Origin of the sequence: Roseofilum acuticapitatum BLCC-M154 (genome assembly GCF_030068475.1) — a bacterium.
GTDB lineage: Bacteria > Cyanobacteriota > Cyanobacteriia > Cyanobacteriales > Desertifilaceae > Roseofilum > Roseofilum acuticapitatum.
In genome coordinates, this window is record NZ_JAQOSP010000147.1 from 69,357 (window position 1) to 87,866 (window position 18,510).

15 protein-coding genes, 1 tRNA gene and 1 other RNA gene are annotated in these 18,510 nt (G+C 47.5%); 13 read left to right on the forward strand and 4 right to left on the reverse strand.

Annotated features, from left to right (window positions below; genetic code table 11):
- Positions 1-97: 97 nt before the first annotated feature.
- The 5 genes from PMG71_RS22730 to PMG71_RS22750 all read left to right on the forward strand — a co-directional run bounded on the left by PMG71_RS22730 (position 98) and on the right by PMG71_RS22750 (position 5,562).
- Positions 98-2,254, forward strand: coding sequence for a response regulator (locus PMG71_RS22730; protein WP_283756019.1), 2,157 nt, complete (start codon positions 98-100; stop codon positions 2,252-2,254).
- Between the two features lie 88 nt (positions 2,255-2,342).
- A complete protein-coding gene (locus PMG71_RS22735) occupies positions 2,343-2,867 on the forward strand; it encodes an RDD family protein (RefSeq protein WP_283756020.1) in 525 nt (174 codons plus the stop codon).
- Positions 2,868-2,914: 47 nt separating this feature from the next.
- The gene (rpmG, locus tag PMG71_RS22740) at positions 2,915-3,109 is read left to right on the forward strand and encodes a 50S ribosomal protein L33 (RefSeq protein ID WP_283756021.1); all 195 of its coding nucleotides are present in this window, start codon (positions 2,915-2,917) and stop codon (positions 3,107-3,109) included.
- 71 nt (positions 3,110-3,180) lie between these two features.
- A complete protein-coding gene (gene rpsR / locus PMG71_RS22745; RefSeq protein WP_283756022.1) occupies positions 3,181-3,399 on the forward strand; it encodes a 30S ribosomal protein S18 in 219 nt (72 codons plus the stop codon).
- Between the two features lie 141 nt (positions 3,400-3,540).
- Entirely contained in the window at positions 3,541-5,562 is a 2,022-nt protein-coding gene (locus PMG71_RS22750) for a ribonuclease catalytic domain-containing protein (RefSeq protein WP_283756023.1), read from the forward strand.
- A 266-nt stretch (positions 5,563-5,828) separates the two neighbouring features.
- Here the strand turns inward: PMG71_RS22750 and PMG71_RS22755 are convergent, their stop codons facing one another.
- Positions 5,829-7,835: an NAD(P)/FAD-dependent oxidoreductase gene (locus PMG71_RS22755; RefSeq protein WP_283756024.1), complete on the reverse strand. Its 2,007-nt coding sequence runs from the start codon at positions 7,833-7,835 to the stop codon at positions 5,829-5,831.
- 137 nt (positions 7,836-7,972) lie between these two features.
- Between PMG71_RS22755 and PMG71_RS22760 the strand changes: the two genes are divergently transcribed.
- The 3 genes from PMG71_RS22760 (at position 7,973) to PMG71_RS22770 (ending at position 12,116) form a co-directional block, all read left to right on the forward strand.
- Positions 7,973-8,212 (forward strand): hypothetical protein, encoded by a 240-nt coding sequence (locus PMG71_RS22760; protein WP_283756025.1) that lies wholly within the window; start codon positions 7,973-7,975, stop codon positions 8,210-8,212.
- 24 nt (positions 8,213-8,236) lie between these two features.
- Positions 8,237-8,617, forward strand: an RNA gene (gene rnpB / locus PMG71_RS22765) — RNase P RNA component class A.
- 286 nt (positions 8,618-8,903) lie between these two features.
- The gene (locus PMG71_RS22770) at positions 8,904-12,116 is read left to right on the forward strand and encodes a CHAT domain-containing tetratricopeptide repeat protein (RefSeq protein ID WP_283756026.1); all 3,213 of its coding nucleotides are present in this window, start codon (positions 8,904-8,906) and stop codon (positions 12,114-12,116) included.
- 68 nt (positions 12,117-12,184) lie between these two features.
- Here the strand turns inward: PMG71_RS22770 and PMG71_RS22775 are convergent, their stop codons facing one another.
- Positions 12,185-12,544, reverse strand: a complete 360-nt coding sequence (locus PMG71_RS22775) for a type II toxin-antitoxin system PemK/MazF family toxin (protein ID WP_283756027.1) — start codon at positions 12,542-12,544, stop codon at positions 12,185-12,187.
- 3 nt (positions 12,545-12,547) lie between these two features.
- Positions 12,548-12,787 (reverse strand): hypothetical protein, encoded by a 240-nt coding sequence (locus PMG71_RS22780; protein ID WP_283756028.1) that lies wholly within the window; start codon positions 12,785-12,787, stop codon positions 12,548-12,550.
- A 271-nt stretch (positions 12,788-13,058) separates the two neighbouring features.
- Here PMG71_RS22780 and PMG71_RS22785 point away from each other — a divergent pair, with 271 nt between their 5' ends.
- Together PMG71_RS22785 and PMG71_RS22790 are read left to right on the forward strand one after the other, a co-directional pair.
- Positions 13,059-13,514: a hypothetical protein gene (locus tag PMG71_RS22785; protein WP_283756029.1), complete on the forward strand. Its 456-nt coding sequence runs from the start codon at positions 13,059-13,061 to the stop codon at positions 13,512-13,514.
- Positions 13,481-14,983 (forward strand): hypothetical protein, encoded by a 1,503-nt coding sequence (locus tag PMG71_RS22790; RefSeq protein ID WP_283756030.1) that lies wholly within the window; start codon positions 13,481-13,483, stop codon positions 14,981-14,983. Before PMG71_RS22785 ends, PMG71_RS22790 begins: the two co-directional genes overlap by 34 nt.
- A gap of 40 nt (positions 14,984-15,023) precedes the next feature.
- On the opposite strand, the gene PMG71_RS22795 is transcribed toward PMG71_RS22790, so the two are convergent.
- Entirely contained in the window at positions 15,024-15,593 is a 570-nt protein-coding gene (locus PMG71_RS22795; RefSeq protein ID WP_283756031.1) for a Uma2 family endonuclease, read from the reverse strand.
- Between the two features lie 189 nt (positions 15,594-15,782).
- Between PMG71_RS22795 and PMG71_RS22800 the strand changes: the two genes are divergently transcribed.
- The 3 genes from PMG71_RS22800 (at position 15,783) to PMG71_RS22810 (ending at position 18,308) form a co-directional block, all read left to right on the forward strand.
- Positions 15,783-17,612 (forward strand): protein kinase domain-containing protein, encoded by a 1,830-nt coding sequence (locus tag PMG71_RS22800; protein WP_283756032.1) that lies wholly within the window; start codon positions 15,783-15,785, stop codon positions 17,610-17,612.
- 129 nt (positions 17,613-17,741) lie between these two features.
- Positions 17,742-18,134, forward strand: coding sequence for a PPC domain-containing protein (locus PMG71_RS22805; protein WP_347179378.1), 393 nt, complete (start codon positions 17,742-17,744; stop codon positions 18,132-18,134).
- 101 nt (positions 18,135-18,235) lie between these two features.
- Positions 18,236-18,308 (forward strand) — tRNA-Phe (locus PMG71_RS22810).
- Positions 18,309-18,510: the final 202 nt, after the last annotated feature.

An 18,510-nucleotide genomic window follows, 5' to 3' on the forward strand; every position in this document is an offset into this window, starting at 1 on the left:
AGGGAGTTGATGCGATCGCCTCTAGTTATTCTTCCATGCTCTTTAAGGAGACGCTCGAAAATGCCAGAGAGTTATCGCATTGTCAGTGAAAAGTTCTATGGAAGCAATTGAATTTGAGCCATCTCAGTATAAAATCCTTGTGGTTGAAGATAATGCCACTAATATGCGCCTGCTGATTGAACTTTTACTTGATGATGGCTATCAAGTAGAAGCAGCAGTCAATGGTCTTGAGGCTCTGGAAATGGCGGAAGCCATTCTACCTGACTTGGTTCTTTTAGATGTGATGATGCCAGGACTCAATGGCTATGAAGTGTGTGCAAAACTCCAGGAGAATCCCCAAACCCAAGAGACTCCCATCATTTTTGTGACGGCAATTGCTCAAGTGGCTGATAAAATAAAAGCCTTTGAACTCGGAGCAGTTGACTATATTACCAAGCCCTTTAATACCAGGGAAGTCATGATACGGTTAAAGAGGCATTTGATCCGGCGATCGCAGTATCAGTATTTAGAACAAAAAATTACTACTCTACAACAGTCTTTGTTCGCCTGTTGCTCCCATCAGGAAGAGTCTTCATCAATCCCTCAAAATCAAAACTTAGACCAATTGGTGCATGAATATCATGAACTCAAAGATATAGAAAAATCCTTGCGCGAAAGTGAAGAACGATGGCACTTAGCTTTTTTGGGGAATAATGATGGAATTTGGGATTGGAATATTGCTCAGAACCAAGTCTTTTATTCTCCCCGATGGAAATCCATGCTCGGTTATACCGAACCTGAAATTTCTAATCATCCTGATGAGTGGAAAAATCGCATTCATCCCGATGATATCAATCGGGTCATGACTGCCCTGAAAGAACATTTAGATCAAAAGAGTCCTGGCTATGTTGAAGAACACCGTTTACGCTGTAAAGATGGCAGTTATAAATGGGTTTTGGGTAGAGGAAAAGCCCTGTGGGATGACCAGGGACGTTTAGTCAGAATGGTAGGCTCGAATACAGATATTAGTGAATTAAAACAAACGGAAAAATTGCTGAAGGAAGCAAAAGAGTTAGCCGAAAAAGCCAGCCAAGAAAAAACAAGTTTTTTGGATAGAATAAGCCATGAATCACTGACCCCTTTGAATGCAATTATCGGATTAAGTGAGCTTGTTATCAAGGAGTTGAGAATGCAGAACCAATGGCTACCTAAGCATCTTGATTGTTTGCAACTCATTCATAGAAGTGGGAAAGATGTCCTAAAAATGATTAATGATATTTTAGATTTCTCCCACTTAAGAAATCAGGAAATAGGCTTAAGTAATAGATGTATTGACTTAGATGAATTCTTGTATTGTATAGAGCAAAGATATAGAACACTGAGTAAAAAACTGAATTTAACGTTCACCTTGCATAAATCATCTTACTTACCCCAATTTATTGAAATTGACGATCGTAAATTATGTCAAGTTTTAGGACATTTATTAGGGAATTCATTCAAATTCACTGAATCGGGTGAAGTTTCTTTAACAGTAGAAATAGTAGACTATCCCCCTTCTCCTCCTCTGGTGCGTTTTAGAGTGGCTGATACAGGTCCAGGAATCGCGGCTGAAGAAATTGGGAATATTTTTATTCCTTTTGCCCAAATAGAAACGGGAAACAACAGTCAATCGGGAACCGGTTTAGGAGTATGTATTAGTGAACAATTGGTGCAATTGATGGGGGGAAGCATTCGGGTATGTTCTGAGGTGGGATCGGGGACTCAAGTGCAAGTGGATTTACCCCTGACTCTTCCTGCTCCTGATGAAGAACCGGCTCCTTGTATTTCCCAGCCCATTATGGGATTGGCTTATTTTCAGAGGAATTATCGAATTTTGATCGCCGATCGCCAACTAGAACGTCGTTCTTTGATCGGTGAAATTTTGGGAGAGGTGGGATTTAGAATACAAGTGGCAGTGAATGGAGAGGAGACCATCGAACTCTGGAAAACATGGCATCCAGATTTGATATTAATGAGTTTAGAACTACCAGGGATGAAGAGTTATACACCGATAGAAAGGATTCGCCAGTCGATTAAGGGGCAAGATTGTGTGATTATTGCTTTAGCCGATCTGGAGGGGCAAGGCGATCGCCAAGAACTATTGGCCGCTGGATACAATGATTCTCTGAATTGGCCGGTGCTACCGGAGCAATTATTGGAAAAAATAGGTCAATCTTTAGGTATTAATTATATCTATGGCCAGTCTCTAGACCCTTCTGCACCAGAAACAAACTAGATCGCTTCATCAGTAACTGAGAAAGGCTTGAGAGGAAAGAAGGCAGGTTTTACAATAGAGCTAGACTTGTCGTTCACATGGACTCCTCATGTTCAGCGCTAACCCCGATCGCTATCTTCCCAGAGCGCCTCTATCACGGCGGACAGCCGCCTTCGCCATTGATTTAAGTACGATCTGGCTCCTTTGTGCGATCGCCGGTAGGGGCCTGTTTTTGCCCGTCTTTGTGTTCGCTTGGTTTACCGCTCGAATCTTTATCGTGCTGAAAAATAAGGGCCAAAGTCTCGGACGCTACGCCTTCGATCTGCGGGTAGTAGACTTCACTGGACGCACCCCCCTCTTTTCTGACCTCTTGAAACGGGAAGCCATTTTAGGACTCGCCTCCATGTTAGCTCTAGCGGGATTCAACGCTCTCAATCCGGCCAATGCCTGGTCACTCCTTCTGATTTTACCCCTAGGGGTTGATTGTGGTTGGGCCTTTGCCGAAACCAACTGGCGACAAGCCTTTCACGACCAAATCGCAGGCACAATCATGATTCAAAGTCGTCGCGGTTATTCCTTAGATTTGAAACTCAAACAGATAGTTGCACAATTTCAGAGACGTATGAGACAATAGTAAATTGTGTTTAATTAACTCTAAAAACTTTTAGTGCCCGTAAAGCTATGGCTAAGAATAAAGGTGTCCGCATTGTTGTCACCCTAGAATGTACAGAGTGTCGCAGCAACCTGGCGAAGCGATCGCCAGGAGTCTCTCGGTATACCACCCGAAAGAATCGCCGTAATACCACGGCCCGATTAGAACTGAAAAAGTTCTGCCCCCACTGTAATGCCCATACCGTCCACAAGGAAATTAAATAATCTCCAGTTGCTCGCCAAGAGCCTGGTCATGAATCCGAATTGTCCCCTAAACATGCACTGAGATCGACACTATGTCAAATTACTACAGAAAACGGGTTTCCCCCATTCAACCCAAAGAACAAATTGATTACAAAGATGTAGATTTACTCCGTAAATACATCACCGAAAGAGGTAAAATTCTACCCAGACGGATCACCGGTTTAACGTGCAAGCAACAACGAGCCTTAACCGCAGCCATCAAACGGGCACGGCTTATTGCCCTATTACCCTTTGTGAACCAAGAAGGTTAAATGACCGATTGGAATGGGTAAAAATCAGCACATCCAAGAGGAAACCATCAGACCGCTCCAAATCCCTCCAGGGAAGTCAAGGAAGCCAAAGACTGGTAAATTAAGGCTGTGATGTTGTGAATCAATGCCTAGGATAGTGCTGTGGAGAAGGGAAGGCTAATCGAATTTAGACTCAACGGGGAACGGCGACTGGCAGTAGCCGATCGCCCAGAAGGAAAGAAAAATTGGGTAGTCATAGATGAAGGCGCTCATAGTCATACGATTAAGCGCCAGCAAATCACCTATGAAGTAGGGGGACAAACCTATACCCCATCGGACATTTCCCAGTTCCTCAAAGAAGTAAACCCCTATCTTGACCCATCCAATTTAGAAGTGGCCTGGGAGCTGTTGGTCGAAGCGGGGGAAGCGGTAACCCCCGAAGACCTGGCCCAATTGCTCTATAGCGATCAAAGTCCTCCCCTGTGTTATGCAGCCCATTGCTTATTGGTCGAAGATAAGATTTACTTTAAGCAGAAAGGCGATCGCTATGAACCCCGCTCTAGCAGTTTAGTGGCGGAAATTCAGCACCAAAAAGAAGTACAACAACAACGGCAACAAGAAGCGATTGATTTTCTCGATCGCATCAATCGGGCATTATCGGGAGAAGTGCTAGAGTGGACAAATAGCGATCGCACTCGTTTAGAAGCGATCGAAAAATATGCTATCCATGGTAACAGCACCGAAGGCTTCAAACCTTCGGCGATCGTGGGCGAAACCCTAACCGCTCTTAATCGTCCCGATACCCCCCAAGCCTGTTTTGAACTCTTAGTTGCCTTGGGGCTATGGGGTCCCCATGAAAACCTATTTCTGCGCCGGAGTCAAATTCCAACTCAATTCTCAATCAAGGTACTCGAAGTGGCCCAAGGTTGTCTTCACAATCCCCCGGATGACCCGGACTCCAACCGCCTAGACCTCACCCATCTGAAGGTCTATACCATTGACGATGAAAGTACCAAAGAAATTGACGACGGACTGAGCATCGAATACCTCGATCATGGGCAAATTCGCGTCTGGATACACATCGCCGACCCCACACGCTGGCTCACCCCTGAAGATGAGCTAGACCTAGAAGCCAGACGCAGAGGAACCACCATTTATACCCCCACGGGGATGATCTCCATGTTTCCCTCAGAATTAGCCACGGGGCCCATGAGCCTGATTCAAGGGAAAGAATGCTGCGCCCTCAGTTTTGGCGTAATTTTAGACACAGAAGGGGCGATCGCCGACTACACCATCCACGCCAGCCTGATCAAACCCACCTACCGCCTCACCTACGACGACGTAGAAGAAATGCTCCATCTGGGCGTACCCGCCGAACCCGAAATCGCCACCCTCGCCCAACTGGCCAAACTCCGGCAAACCTGGCGCACCGCCCAAGGTGCGATCAACATCTCCATGCCCGAAGCCTCCATTAAAGTCAAAGATGATGAAGTCACCATCACCCTCCTTGAAGATGCCATGTCCCGGCAACTGGTCGCCGAAATGATGATCCTCGCTGGAGAAGTCACCGGGCGCTATGGCTCGACCCATCAACTGCCCTTCCCCTTCCGCTCCCAACCCCAGCCCGAACTTCCCCCCGCCGAAGAACTCATGCAACTGCCAGCCGGGCCGGTACGCTCCTGCGCCCTCCGCCGGTGTATGCCCCGTAGCGAAATGAGCATCACCCCCGCCCGTCACGCCAGTCTCGGACTCGACTTTTATACCCAAGTCACCTCCCCCATTCGTCGCTACATGGACTTACTCACCCACTTCCAACTCAAAGCCCATCTACGCGGAGATCCCCTACCCTTCCCAGAAGCTAAACTCCAAGAACTCATGGTTGCTGTAACGCCAAGCACCCAAGAAGCCAACTGGGTCGAGCGCCAAACCAACCGCTATTGGGGATTAGAATTTCTGCGCCGCCATTCCGAGCAAATTTGGCAAGGCTTAGTGCTGCGCTGGTTACGGGAAAATGACAACTTAGCCCTCGTTCTGTTAGAAGAACTGGGTTTAGAAATGGCCATTCGCTTTACTAACCCAGTCGCTCCGGGCGATTATATCGATCTGAAAGTGACCTATGCCGATCCTAGGGAAGATGTCGTGCATTTTCAGCATGTCCTCGAACCGGCTGCTGTAGGAGAGTAGTGACACTCCCCGACCTATAGTAAGGAATTGAGAGACCAACGAGTAGGGTGGGCAGTGCCAGCCCTACTGGACTATTTATTTACGCTTGCTGTTCTCTGTAGGGGCGGGTTATACCCAAATCTTATAGACTGACAACTCTTTTGGTAAACCCGCCCTCCCCCAGCATTTAAGGATTTGATATAAGGAATTGAGGGAGTGCGGGCATCTTGCCCGCTTCTTAACAAATTTTCATGTCCGCTTGCGGAAACCGGACTTGATATCACCCCTTAACTCGACTCGATGTCGATCGCCTGGCCCCAGTTGCCAGAAAGACTATAGTTTAAGCTTAAGATCTTTAACCATAAACCGGGGGAGCGATCGCCCATCCACCCCCTGCACCATCGCGTAAATCCTGGAAACCAGGGACGCAAGAGAGCATGGATAAAGGCTTTGGTGGTAAAGCTGCCATAGGTGGATAGCCATCGCAATAGATCCTTCGCCCCCGCTAATTCCCAGATCCAGAGAATCAGCGCCGGATTTTTGAAGGCTGCTTTTAAGGCTAACCGATTAAATAATAGCCAAGTGGTGCGATCCTTAATAAAGGTATCGGCTACTTCTGGCGGTTCATCCGCCAATAACCCAAAAAAGGTATTCAGCATGGAGTTAATCAACTGCGGTTGAATATGGCGATGGGTGGGAACCATCATTCCCTTGGAAAAAAGCCAGGTGACCGCAGTATTATCTTGATAGGCGCGAATGGCGGCTAGATGGTTGGTGCTGAGGAGATCGTACTTGAGCGCCACATCCAGCAGAGCAGTTAACCGGGGAAGGTTACGCACCAAGGAGCCAAACCCGGTGAAAACGAGGGGAGACTGGAGGGAGGCCGCATCCCCGATCGCCAAGACGCGATCGCCCGCTATAATGCGATCGCTATTTCCTAAACTAAAATGCCCCGGAATATAGCCAAACGTCGGCTTTTTCCACACCAATTGATCCAGATCGCAGCGTCGATACTCCGGCAAAATCGTAAAAAAGTCCTCATACATTTCCAGCAAAGAACCGGGATTATCAGGATGCACTTGATGATAGTGGAACAGATAAAACGTTAACTCTTCACCCGCCCCAGGAAACAACTCCCAAATCAACTGTCGCCCCCTAGAAACATCCCCATGGCTATTCAAAACATCCCCATAATCTGCATCCCAAACCCCCGGTTCAAACCCACCATCAATCATCGCCCCCACAGTGGGACAAACACTATCAAACGCCCGATTTCCATTCAACTGCCAGGCAATGGGGGAAGCTGTCCCCATCGCATCAATGAGCAGCCGACCTTGCACTTGGGACGTTTCCCCAGTGCCCAAATCCTTTAAACTTAATCTCACACCATTATCAGCCACTTCTGCATATTGAAATTCTGTTTCATCCCGAATTTCACCACCAGCCTTCAGCAACTTCTCGCCGCAACGTTGCAACAGCTTATCGGAAGCCATAGCAATATTCAACACCTTCGGAGTATGCAAAACTTTCGCTTTCAGATGCTCCGGATTATTGCTATCAAAAAACTTATTAAAACCGTCTACATATTCTCTAGCAATTAACTCTTCAAACTCATCTTCCGTAAACAAGCCTAACTCAATTAACCGAGCGAATTCATCCCTCGAAATATTCCACTCCCGATTCATGCGACCATAGGACAAGCGCTCGATCAATAACACCCGATAGCCCCGCGCTGCCATCACTGCGGCATGAATCGCTCCTAATGCCCCGCCCACATAAATTAAATCATAAGTATTCGGCTCTGATAACGGAGTTTCTAATGGCCGAATGACTGGGGTAGGAATTTGGGGATTCCGCACATTTTCCCGCCATCGTTTTTCCCACCAATACACCCGTTTCAGGTCATATTCTCCTTGGGGCATTTTCTGGAAATAGCGCACCGTTTGCGGATAATAGGGCGCTAAGGCTTCAAAAATAGATTGTTTAGAGAGATCAATTTCTGGCGGTTCCGGATACTCATGGGGGAACTGTCTTTGAAGCTGGGTTTTTAGGTGAGTAATCACTCTACCCTCTTGGGGAATCGGCGTATTTGACCAGCGAAACAGCTTCAGGTAAGTGGTGCGCTGGACTGACCACACAAACAGCGACAGGGCGTTATGTTGAGGGAAATGGAGCCTGAAACCATCGGCAGTGAGGAACTTTTCGCCGATGGGGGGGGCGTAGTGTTGCTGTAACCAAGTCCGCACAGCAGAGGTATCGGGTTGGGGAATTTCGAGATAGAGGAGTTCTTGCATCGGTGCGTTTACAAAAATTATCTTGACAAAAATGAAAAATGTGTTATAATCGCGTTTACATCATTAAAATAATGTTACAAAAATTTACATTATTCTCATTTATCCCTTCAATTGAGGTCAAACGGATTTAGATAACGATGAACTACCCAATTCCAGAGCATTCTCAAGATATCATAGCCTTGCGCCACAAGCCTGTAGATGAGGAGTTGGTGGCGGCGGCGATCGCCGGAGTGATTAAGATTTCCCGTTCCCAAGGTCAATCCTTAGAAGATCTCAGAGAAGAAATCTTAGCCGATGATGGATTATTAGATGCCTCCAGTCGCAGTTGGTTAAGTAGCCTACTCGCTGATGCCTGGCATTTAGAATTAGGAACCTGAGAATTAGATACACTAAGAACAGGGAAAAGTAAGGGAGGGAGTTGCAGATCGAGGGAACTCCATCTGAGGAAAGTCCGGACTCCCAAAAGACCAAACTTGCTGGGTAACGCCCAGTGCGAGCGATCGTGAGGAGAGTGCCACAGAAACATACCGCCAATGGTGCATTCAGCACACAGGTAAGGGTGCAAGGGTGCGGTAAGAGCGCACCAGCAGTATCGAGAGGTACTGGCTCGGTAAACCCCGGTTGGGAGCAAGGCAGATGGGACAAAGGTTGGTCTTTTACCTGTTCCAGCAGTGTAAACCGCTAGAGGTATGGGGTAACCCATATCCCAGATAGATAACTCCCCCCAAAATCTCATCGCAGATTTTGGAGAACAGAATCCGGCTTACGACTTACTTTTCCCCCCTTTTTTAGGGAATAGGGAATAACTAACCCATGATTCACGATCAATTAATTGATCCTGTAGGGGCGGGTTCACCAAAATTTACAAACCCCACCCATCAATTCCCTAAACCCGCCCCACACCACCGGGAAGGATCGCGGACATGCAACCCACGTATCAATTGGCGATCGGGCAGGTTTACAAAAGTTACCGATGGGAATCCAATATTATGGTGAACCTGCCCCTACAATAAAATAAAAAACATAGCCCCCATTCCCTATTCCCTATTCCCTATTCCCTATTCCCCAATGCTCCGTCTCTGGAACTGGCTCAAACGCCTCTTCAACCGGCTCTTCGGCAAAAAACGCCAACCCCCACAACCCGACCCGCCACCGCCTGCTCCTGAGCCGGATAATGCCCAATGCGAAGCCGTATTCATGGAACTGTTGGCGGGAGTCAACCAAGGGTGGACAAGGGGCAACGCTAAAGGCTTCTTGATGGGGAAAAATATCAGTGAAGCCAGGATGACCGCCTGGTTACGGGAGTTCGCCCAGCGCGTGCGGCAGAACCCAGAACAGCACCGGGAACTGGGGAGACGGTTGCAGAACCTGGGGAACTTGGCATGGGGGGAACTCTCGCAAGTGGCGGCAGGTTTGGCGCGGGAGTTGGTCGTGGTGGAGGAACCGGGAGCGCAAGGGACAGAGACGGAGGTTGATGGGGATGGGTTGGGAACAGAGGAGGAAGAGAAGAAAAAGATAGAGTTGATATTACTAAGACAATACCAGCAAGGTGATTTCTTAGGATGCGTCACTTCCTTAGATAAATTACTAGAGATAGAACCGAATAATCACCAGCTTTGGGGAGCAAAAGGTGAATTATTAGCAGGTTTGGGCAGAAATGAAGAAGCGATCGCCTCCTTCGACCGGGCACTGGAGATCAAACCGGACAACCCTGATGCTTGGAATGGCCGGGGGGTGGCGCTGTATGGGTTAGGCAGATATGAAGAAGCGATCGCCTCCTACGACCAGGCACTGGAGATCAAACCGGACTTGCATGATGCTTGGAACAACCGGGGGAATGCGCTGCGTGACTTAGGCAGAACAGAAGAAGCGATCGCCTCCTTCGACCGGGCACTGGAGATCAAACCGGACTTGCATCAAGCTTGGAACAACTGGGGGATTGCGCTGCGTGACTTAGGCAGAATAGAAGAGGAGATCGCCTCCTACGACCGGGCACTGGAGATCAAACCGGACTTCCATCAAGCTTGGTATGGCCGGGGGAATGCGCTGTATGCGTTAGGCAGAAAAGAAGAGGCGATCGCCTCCTACGACCGGGCACTGGAGATCAAACCGGACTTGCATGAAGCTTTGAGCAACCGGGGGGTGGCGCTGGATGACTTAGGCAGAAATGAAGAGGCGATCTCCTCCTACGACCGGGCACTGGAGATTAAACCGGACTTGCATGAAGCTTGGATAGGCCGAGGAAATGTCGCAGGAAAATCGTCTTATTCTGCTCCTCTGCAACCCTCTACCCTCACCCTCCAATATCCCCAACTCAACAAACGGGGTTTTGAAGGCCAACTCGCCAGCTACCACCTAGGCTTAACCTTCTGTACCCAAGACCAACACCCCCAAGGTTGGGGACGCTTGCACTGGGTCATCGGTCGCGCCTACTATTACCAAGGACGCAAAAGCCTCTACTCCCCAGACGCAGGACGCTCCCACTTCCACGAAGCCCTCAACCACTACCACCAAGCCCTGCAAACCCTCACCAGAGAAGCCTATCCTGAAAATTGTCTCGAACTCATCCAAGACCTAATCAAAGTCCACCAAGCCCTCCAAAACGAAGCAAAAGCCAAAGAATGGCGCAACGAAGGCTTAGACCTTTGGAGCGAACTCCTCAACCACCCTCATAAATCCTCCCAACAAAAACGCCAACTCGCCATTAAATTCATCTACTTCGCCCAGATGCGCGTCGATGTCCTCCTCGAAGACAACGAACTCCTAGCCGCCTTCCGCGCTGCCGAAGAACAAAAAAACCTCTATCTCACCTGGATCTTAGACCGGCAAAAGCAACATATCCTCAGTCCCACCCCCGACGACATCCAACAAAACCTCCTCAACCCCACCACCGCCCTCATTCTCTGGCATCTCAGCGACCTCACCCTCACCACGTTCCTCCTCCTCCCCGGTGCATCCGAACCCATCCCCTTCACCACCTCCCCCGAACCCCTAAAACGCTGGTTCCACCACTGGGACACCACCTACCAAGAACACCGCCAAACCAAACAAAACACCCACAGCACCTGGCGCGAAACCCTCCCTGAACAACTCGAACACCTCAAAGAACTGCTCGATATTGAAACAATTCTCTCCCATCTCCCAACCGTAGGGGCGAAAAATTTTTCGCCCCTACAAACCGCTACCTCACCAACCGATATCAAAAATCTCATCCTCATCCCCCACCTCGACTTACACCGCCTTCCCCTCCATACCCTCTTCCCCGAAACCTTCACCCTCACCACCCTCCCCAGCGCCCAAGTCGGCATCCAAAAAACCCCCCCTCCCGCGCAAGAGAACAAAAAAGACCCCCCTCCCGCGCAAGAGAACAAAAAAGCCCCCTCTCCCACGCAAGAGAACAAAAAAGCCCCCTCTCCCGTGGGAGAGGGGGTTGGGGGAGAGGGCCCAACCCTCCTCAACATCCAAAACCCCGACAGCATCAGCAACCCCCCCTTACCTCGCCTTCCCCATGCCGATGTCGAATCTGCATACATTGCTCGCTGTGTTCCCCACGCTCGCACATTAGCAAACAACCAAGCCACCTTAGAAACCGTGAAAAGATTGCTTCCCTCCGGTCGCAATGACAATACATCAGTCATGGCGAGCGAAACGGAGTGTAGCGAAGCCATCTCAACCCCCTCATCAACAGAAAGATTGCTTCCCTCCGGTCGCAATGACAATAATGACAATAACTACACCCTATTCCACTTTACCGGCCACGCCTCCTACAACGACAAACAGCCCCAACGCTCCGCCCTCTACCTCAGCCAACAGGAACGCCTCACCGTCGAAACCCTCAGCCAACTGAACCTCAGCACTTATCAACTCGCCTGTCTTTGCGCCTGCGAAACCGGCACTACCGGTAGAGAAGCCTTCGAGAATGATTATGTCGGCATCAGTAGTGCCTTTCTCGCCCAAGGAGTCTCCCATGTTATTGCCGCTCTCTGGACAGTAGAATCAGAAGCCAGCGCCCTCTTCATGATGCGCTTTTACGAACAGCGCCAACAGCATCAAAATGTATCCGATATTGTCCTGTTTAATCAGATTCAACACTGGTTGAAAGAAGTCACTTATGGCGAGTTATGGCAATGGTACGAAGCCATTCTCGCCGGTTTAGAATCTGATGAAGGCACGATTAAACCGATGTTAGAAACAGAATTGAAAAAGCGAGAGACCGAATCCCCAGAAGAGCAACCCTATTCCCATCCCTATTATTGGGCCGCCTTTACCCTCTCTGGATAGACAATGGGGTTAAACGTAGGGAACCAGAAGCCGGGTTTCTTGAAGAAACCCGGCTTCTTATAGCTGTATTAATCATTCAAGGCAAAAACAACCTTCAACGCCCTATCTACTTCACTCATTATTGATTGCTCCAGTTCTCCTCGAACAGCAACCAAACGTGAACGATAATCAACCGGACGAGTTTGTAAACAATCAGCAATAGATTTTTTGGTTAAACCATTATTAGTTGAAGGATGAATCTCTATATTGGTTTGGATTCTGGCTTTTTTCTCACTCCAACCCGTAACCGGAACCACTTGAATAACTGGGACACGAGTATTGTAACGATTATTAGTCACTACAATACAAGGCCGTATTTTTCCAGTTTCTGAACCTTGAGTTGGATCGAGGTTCAGATCTAAAATTAAGCCGCGCTGAATGGGTGTCATGGTTTATTCTGGCCAATCACCTAACGCCGCTTCGGTCAATTCTTGGGTTTCCCGACAACTTTGATAAACTTCAGCATATAACCGTGCCGACTCCTCTAAATCTAGCGAGTCCGACTCTAGTTCCTGACGCAACCGTTCTATTGCTGTACGCACCAAGGCATCGCGATCTGAAAATCCATAATCCCGATATTTCTGCAAAAATTGTGCGTGGGGTTCTTCTACCTCAATTCGGACTTGAACCATAGGTCACTGAGAATGCCAACTCTATGATTTTAATCTAAATCGCTAGATATTGGGTGTTTGTTGGGTTTCACTTCGTTAACGCACCCTACTGCCGTGACACAGCTAAAAATGTGCATTAGCGTAGGGTGGGTTAGGCGGCTAAAACCTAGACTCTGACAGCAATCTATCAATCCGCCGTAACCCACCATTTTAGGGTTGTCACGGCACTACAAATGAAGATGATGACCAGCACAGAGCGCTATAATAGTGAGCAGTTGTTACCCGAAACGTCATGGATGATAGTCAACGCATCACGGCTATTGCTGTAATTGTGGCATTGGCAAACCAAAAAGTGCCCCTGTCCCCAGAACGACAAACTGAACTGAAAAGCCTGCTTAATGCTCAACCCTTAAACTTTGGCACTCTGCATAATTTCGGCGCTCAATATCCCCTCAAAGCTATCTATTTCCAAGCCCGTCAATGGCTGCAAAGTCAAGCCAGCGAACGGGGGAAAGGGGATTTACCGATTCCCGAAAAAACTGATGATGCTGATACTTCGTTGCAGATTAATTATATTACTCAATTAGATGAAAAGAAGAATACAGAATTAGAGGAAGTTTTACAAAAAATAGCCCAAGCTGAAGACGCGATCGCCGCCGCCAATGCCTGCATGGTAACCTTGACGATGGCTGGCTCTCCCGGTAATCTATGGTCATGGATAAAACGCAACTTATTTACCCGACGCTAAATTTATTTGTCTATGATTTACTTCATGGATTAGGGAGCGATGAAAACCAAGTTCGTCAAAATCGCTTGGACTTCTGGCGCAAAATTGACGCGGAGTTACACCGCAATTATTGTCAATTGCGTCAATCCTCCAGACAGAAACTGACAGCAAACTTATATTTGCTCCAATCCGACCAGAATATCATCAATCAATTGGAACAATTAGCATTCGAGAATCAATCGGAACAATTAGCAGTCAAGAATATCATCAATCAATTGGGACAATTAGCAGGTCAGGAAAATCCTAATCGAGATTTTACTTGGTTCGATCCGATAATGTTTGAATCTCCCCTAGATGGATTTTTGCGTCCGGTTCAGTTGCGAGATACTTATGGCTTGTTAGTCAATTATTCTGGACTGGAAAAATTGGATAATTCAGCACAAAATTATCTAGCTGATTATTCCCCGCAAGATTACGATCAACTGGATAATTTGAAAACAACAATCCTGCAAAAACTTGCCCATGGCGATGATATCAGTCAATCGGAAAACTGCTACGGCACAATTGGGCAAAGTTGGCTGTTATGGGCGCAAGTTTCGACAGATACAGATACGAAATCGGTGGCGGAAAAATGTTGGAAAAAGTTGCGTCCCAATGACAACTGGACGGCTCAACCTCGTTATCTGGGAGATTGGAATGGTGCAGATATTTATGAGGTGCTGAGGTTTCCGCAAAATTGGCAACAAGATTGGCCTGATTTTCAGCAGTCTTATCATCATCTGGTGCTGGTTTTGTTTCGCTCTTCTGGCTCAATTCAAACCCATCAGGAATTAATGAAAAACCATTATGAAACGTTTCTAAAGTTGTTTTGTTTCCACAATAAAATGATGTGGTCGTATTGGCGACATCAGGGACAAGTTAAAAACTTGCACGATCAATATGGAGATCTGAAAGATTTGATGAAAAATGTGCAAAAGCAAAATCCTAAAACGCTAAAAGTGATGCGGGACAATCTCAAGAAAAGCTTGCAATTTTCCTCGACTTATGCTATAGGATTGAAGGATATCCAAGACCAAAAACATACGATAACGGTAAATGCTTATAACCACGGCAAAATCTGGCAAGAGTTTGAGCTGAATTCATCGCCACAAATTCGGGAATGGATAGAGGACACCTATCTGAAACAAATTGAAGCGGATTATGAGAGTTTAGCGCCGGTTTTGCCGATGACGGAGAATTTGATGCGATCGCTAGAAGGCATGATTAACCTAGAGCAAACGGAGAGCGATCGCCAACTCAACATGACGATCCAAGTTGCCGGTATGGGTATCGCTTTTGCCAGTGTCACGGCGGCGATCGCCTCCACTCAAGTCAAAGATCCAGAGCCACCAGCCTTATCTCCTGGGCAAGCCTTGGGATTGAGCATCTTAATTGGCGTTCTAGTCGCCCTTGGGACAGCTTGGTTTGTTAGATCGGAACGGAAGAAATAGCGATGTTAATTGTTCATTGTTCATTGTTCATTGTTCATTGTTAATTAATCCCCGCATCTTCGTACAATTGCTCAAAAGACACCTCTAATCCCAAACTCTGTAGCGCAAACGTTCCCGAATCTGGAGCATAAGATTGAAAAGACCACTCTTGTTTGCCATTGCGCCGAAAAATATCTACTCGCTGCTGTTTCGCGTTCACTAGCACATATTCTTCCAACGTCTCCAAGGTTTGATAATCATTAAATTTATCCCCGCGATCAAACCCTTCCGTACCGGGAGATAACACCTCCACAATTAATTTAGGAAATCGCTTATACACCGGAGTTTCTCGATCTCTGGGATCGCAAGTAACCATCAAATCGGGATAATAAAACCGATTTGATGCGTCTAAACGCGCCTTGACATCGGTAAAATAGACCTGACAATCCTTTCCGCGTAAATGATTCCGAATCAAAAACACTAAATTTAAGCCAATAACATTATGGCTATCTGTACCGCCTGACATGGCATACATTTGACCATCAATATATTCATGTCTGATGGCATTCTTCTCTTCGATCTCCAGATAGTCTTCTGGACTGATAAAATAGGATTTAGAGAGCGCAACCATAATTCCTACTCGTTCCTAGCTTACTCTGTCTTAGACTCGCGTCTGTTCCTAGTTTAACCGATCGCCCCATCTCCCCCACGAAGCAACCGGCGCAGGTTCACAAAAGTTACCCATGGAATTTTTATCTCTTGGTGAACCTGCCCCTACAGGTACAATACAAAAACATCCTTTGAATTTTGAATTGAATCCATGAGCTACTGTCTCAACCCGGAGTGTTCCCAACCCCAAAATCCGCCCCAAACCCAATTTTGTCTCAATTGTGGGTCAACTTTGGGGTTACTCAAAGGACGCTATCAGGTGGATCAGCTCATCTCCAATACCAGTGGATGCGCTCGCACCTATTTAGCTCTGGATCGGGAAAGGGGGGATGCAAAATGTGCGATTAAACACTTGGTTCCCCTGCCGGAGGTGAAAGGAAATCCTGAGCTTTACCAAAAGGCGATCGCCTTGTTTGAACAGGAAGCCGAACGGCTCACCCATCTAGATACCCATCCGCAAATCCCCAGTTTATGGGACTTTTTCCAAGAAGCCAACCAACGCTATTTGGTGCAAGAGTTTATCCCTGGGCAGAATTTAGCCCAATGTTTGCAGCAAAATGGGCCCTTTACAGAAGCTCAAATTCGCAACTTACTGCAAGGACTCCTACCGGTGCTGCAATTTATCCATAACCGGCAAATTATTCACCGGGATATTAAACCGGCAAACTTGATGCTCCGACAGGGATTAGAATCGGTTCCAGAAGGGTTTGTGCTGATTGATTTTGGCATTTCTAAACAACTGGCGCAAACCCTGATCGCGCAGACGGGGACGGTAGGCATTGGCACACAAGGCTATGCTCCCTTAGAACAAATGCTGACGGGTAAAACCTATCCAGCTAGTGATTTGTATAGCTTGGGAGTGACCTGTTTGTGTCTGCTCACGGGAATGGAACCCGATCGCCTCTATGATCCCAGTCAAGGGCGCTGGTTATGGCGAGAAAGCCAATTACAGGGCAAGCCGATCAGTGAGAATCTGGGGGGAGTGTTGGATAAATTGACTCAGGTGGCGATCGGCGATCGCTATCAATCTGCCCAAGCTGCCCTTCAGGATCTCAACAGCAGTCCCTATAACTGCCCCCCCCTGACTCAACCTTCAGAAGAGGATGCTGAATTCTTGGACGCACCGCCCCTAGTGGTGGCTAAACTGGGGGTGGCTAACTATCGCACCCTGAATGAGGCGATAAAAAATGCTCTTCCCTATACGATTATTAAAGTCCGTGCCGGTTTTTATGCCGAAAGTCTACGGATCGATAAACCGTTGCAAATTATCGGTGAAGGGAATAAGGAAGATATCATTATTGAGAGTCAATTGGCTCCTTGTGTGCGGATAACAGGCGATCGCGCTCTGATTCGTGGTGTCACCTTTCACTATCACAACTGGACGCAAATTCACCGGGCCGACTCCCTCGGTTGCTTCATCGGTCAACGTCTCCATAATCCCTATGCCATCTCTATCACCAACGGCAACCTCACCCTAGAAGAATGTAAGATTCACGCCACGGGACTGGCTAATGTTTACATTGAAGGCAAAAACACCAATGTTACTCTACGCCGATGTGAAATGACTGGAGACCCCCAATATGGGGTTTGGATGACCCAATATAGCCGCTCTAGCTTAGAATTTTGCCAGATTTCCGGCCAGAGGATTGGCATTAAAATCGATCGCCATGCTGAAGCGAATTTAGAACATTGCCAGATTTCCCAAATGAGTCGGGAGGGCATTTTGGTATCTGAAGGAGGTCAGGGTAGCGCTTCTTTCTGCGAGATTTTCCAAAATGGCGGCCGAGGTGTACAAATCAACAAACAGAGTAATCTGAGTTTGAAACACTGTCGGTTATATGGCAACCAAAAACAAGGCATTCATGTGGCTTCTAATGGTGCAGGGCCGATAGAACAGTGCGATCTGCGGGGGAATGAAGGGGGCCCCTGGTGGATTGCTCCCCGGTGCGCGATCGCTCGTCGCGGTAATATTGAAAGCTAGAGCAAACTGGCGATTAGGGGAAAGCGTAGTTTAAGATATTCACAGAAATTCCATCAGTTGACTTGATGTTTCATGCTTAACTCTTTAGCTACTTCAGGTAGCGGTATTCGTTTCGTCTTTAGCCTGTTCATGGCGATCGGTCTTCAGACCGCAGCTCAAGCCCAATCCGACATTTATAATCCCAAGCCATTACCTACGAGCAATGAAATTACTGATACCCTCTCCCAAAAAGATATTCCTACGGGTCAAGGAGGGTTTGCACGGGATTATATCGTTCAGTTAAATGAAGGCGATAATGTAGTTATTGATCTCTATTCCGATCAGTTTGATACCATTGTTACCCTACTGGCCAATGATGGGACTACAGTTGCTGAAAATGATGATGGCCCCGATGGCAGTACCAATTCCTTGCTGTTTGCCCGGATTACCAAGGCCGGTAGCTATGTTGTCCGGGTGCGTGCTTTTGGAGAAACGGCTGGAGGAGAGTTTAACTTGAAGTTGACTCGCTTACGCCCAATTTAAACCAGTGGGGGAAGGCGATCGCCTTTCCCATCAAAATTCCCTCTCCAGGGGATTGACAATCGAAAGATTTTCGTGTTACGTTAGTTAAGCATTGAAAATAAGCCGGGATAGCTCAGTCGGTAGAGCAGAGGACTGAAAATCCTCGTGTCGGCGGTTCAAGTCCGCCTCCTGGCATCATAGAAAAGTCTTTTGTTTCAAGACTTTCATCCCCGACACGAGGATTTACGTCCTCTGTCCCTGCCTAAAATCTGCCTAAATCCACCATAACACCCCCCATAATGGATAGGTTTCAATGGGCTAAAAATGGGCAATTCTCTTGCCCATTTGTCGGGTTAGCTACAGCAGCCACTATTGGCGTGCTTAAATAACTTTTGCT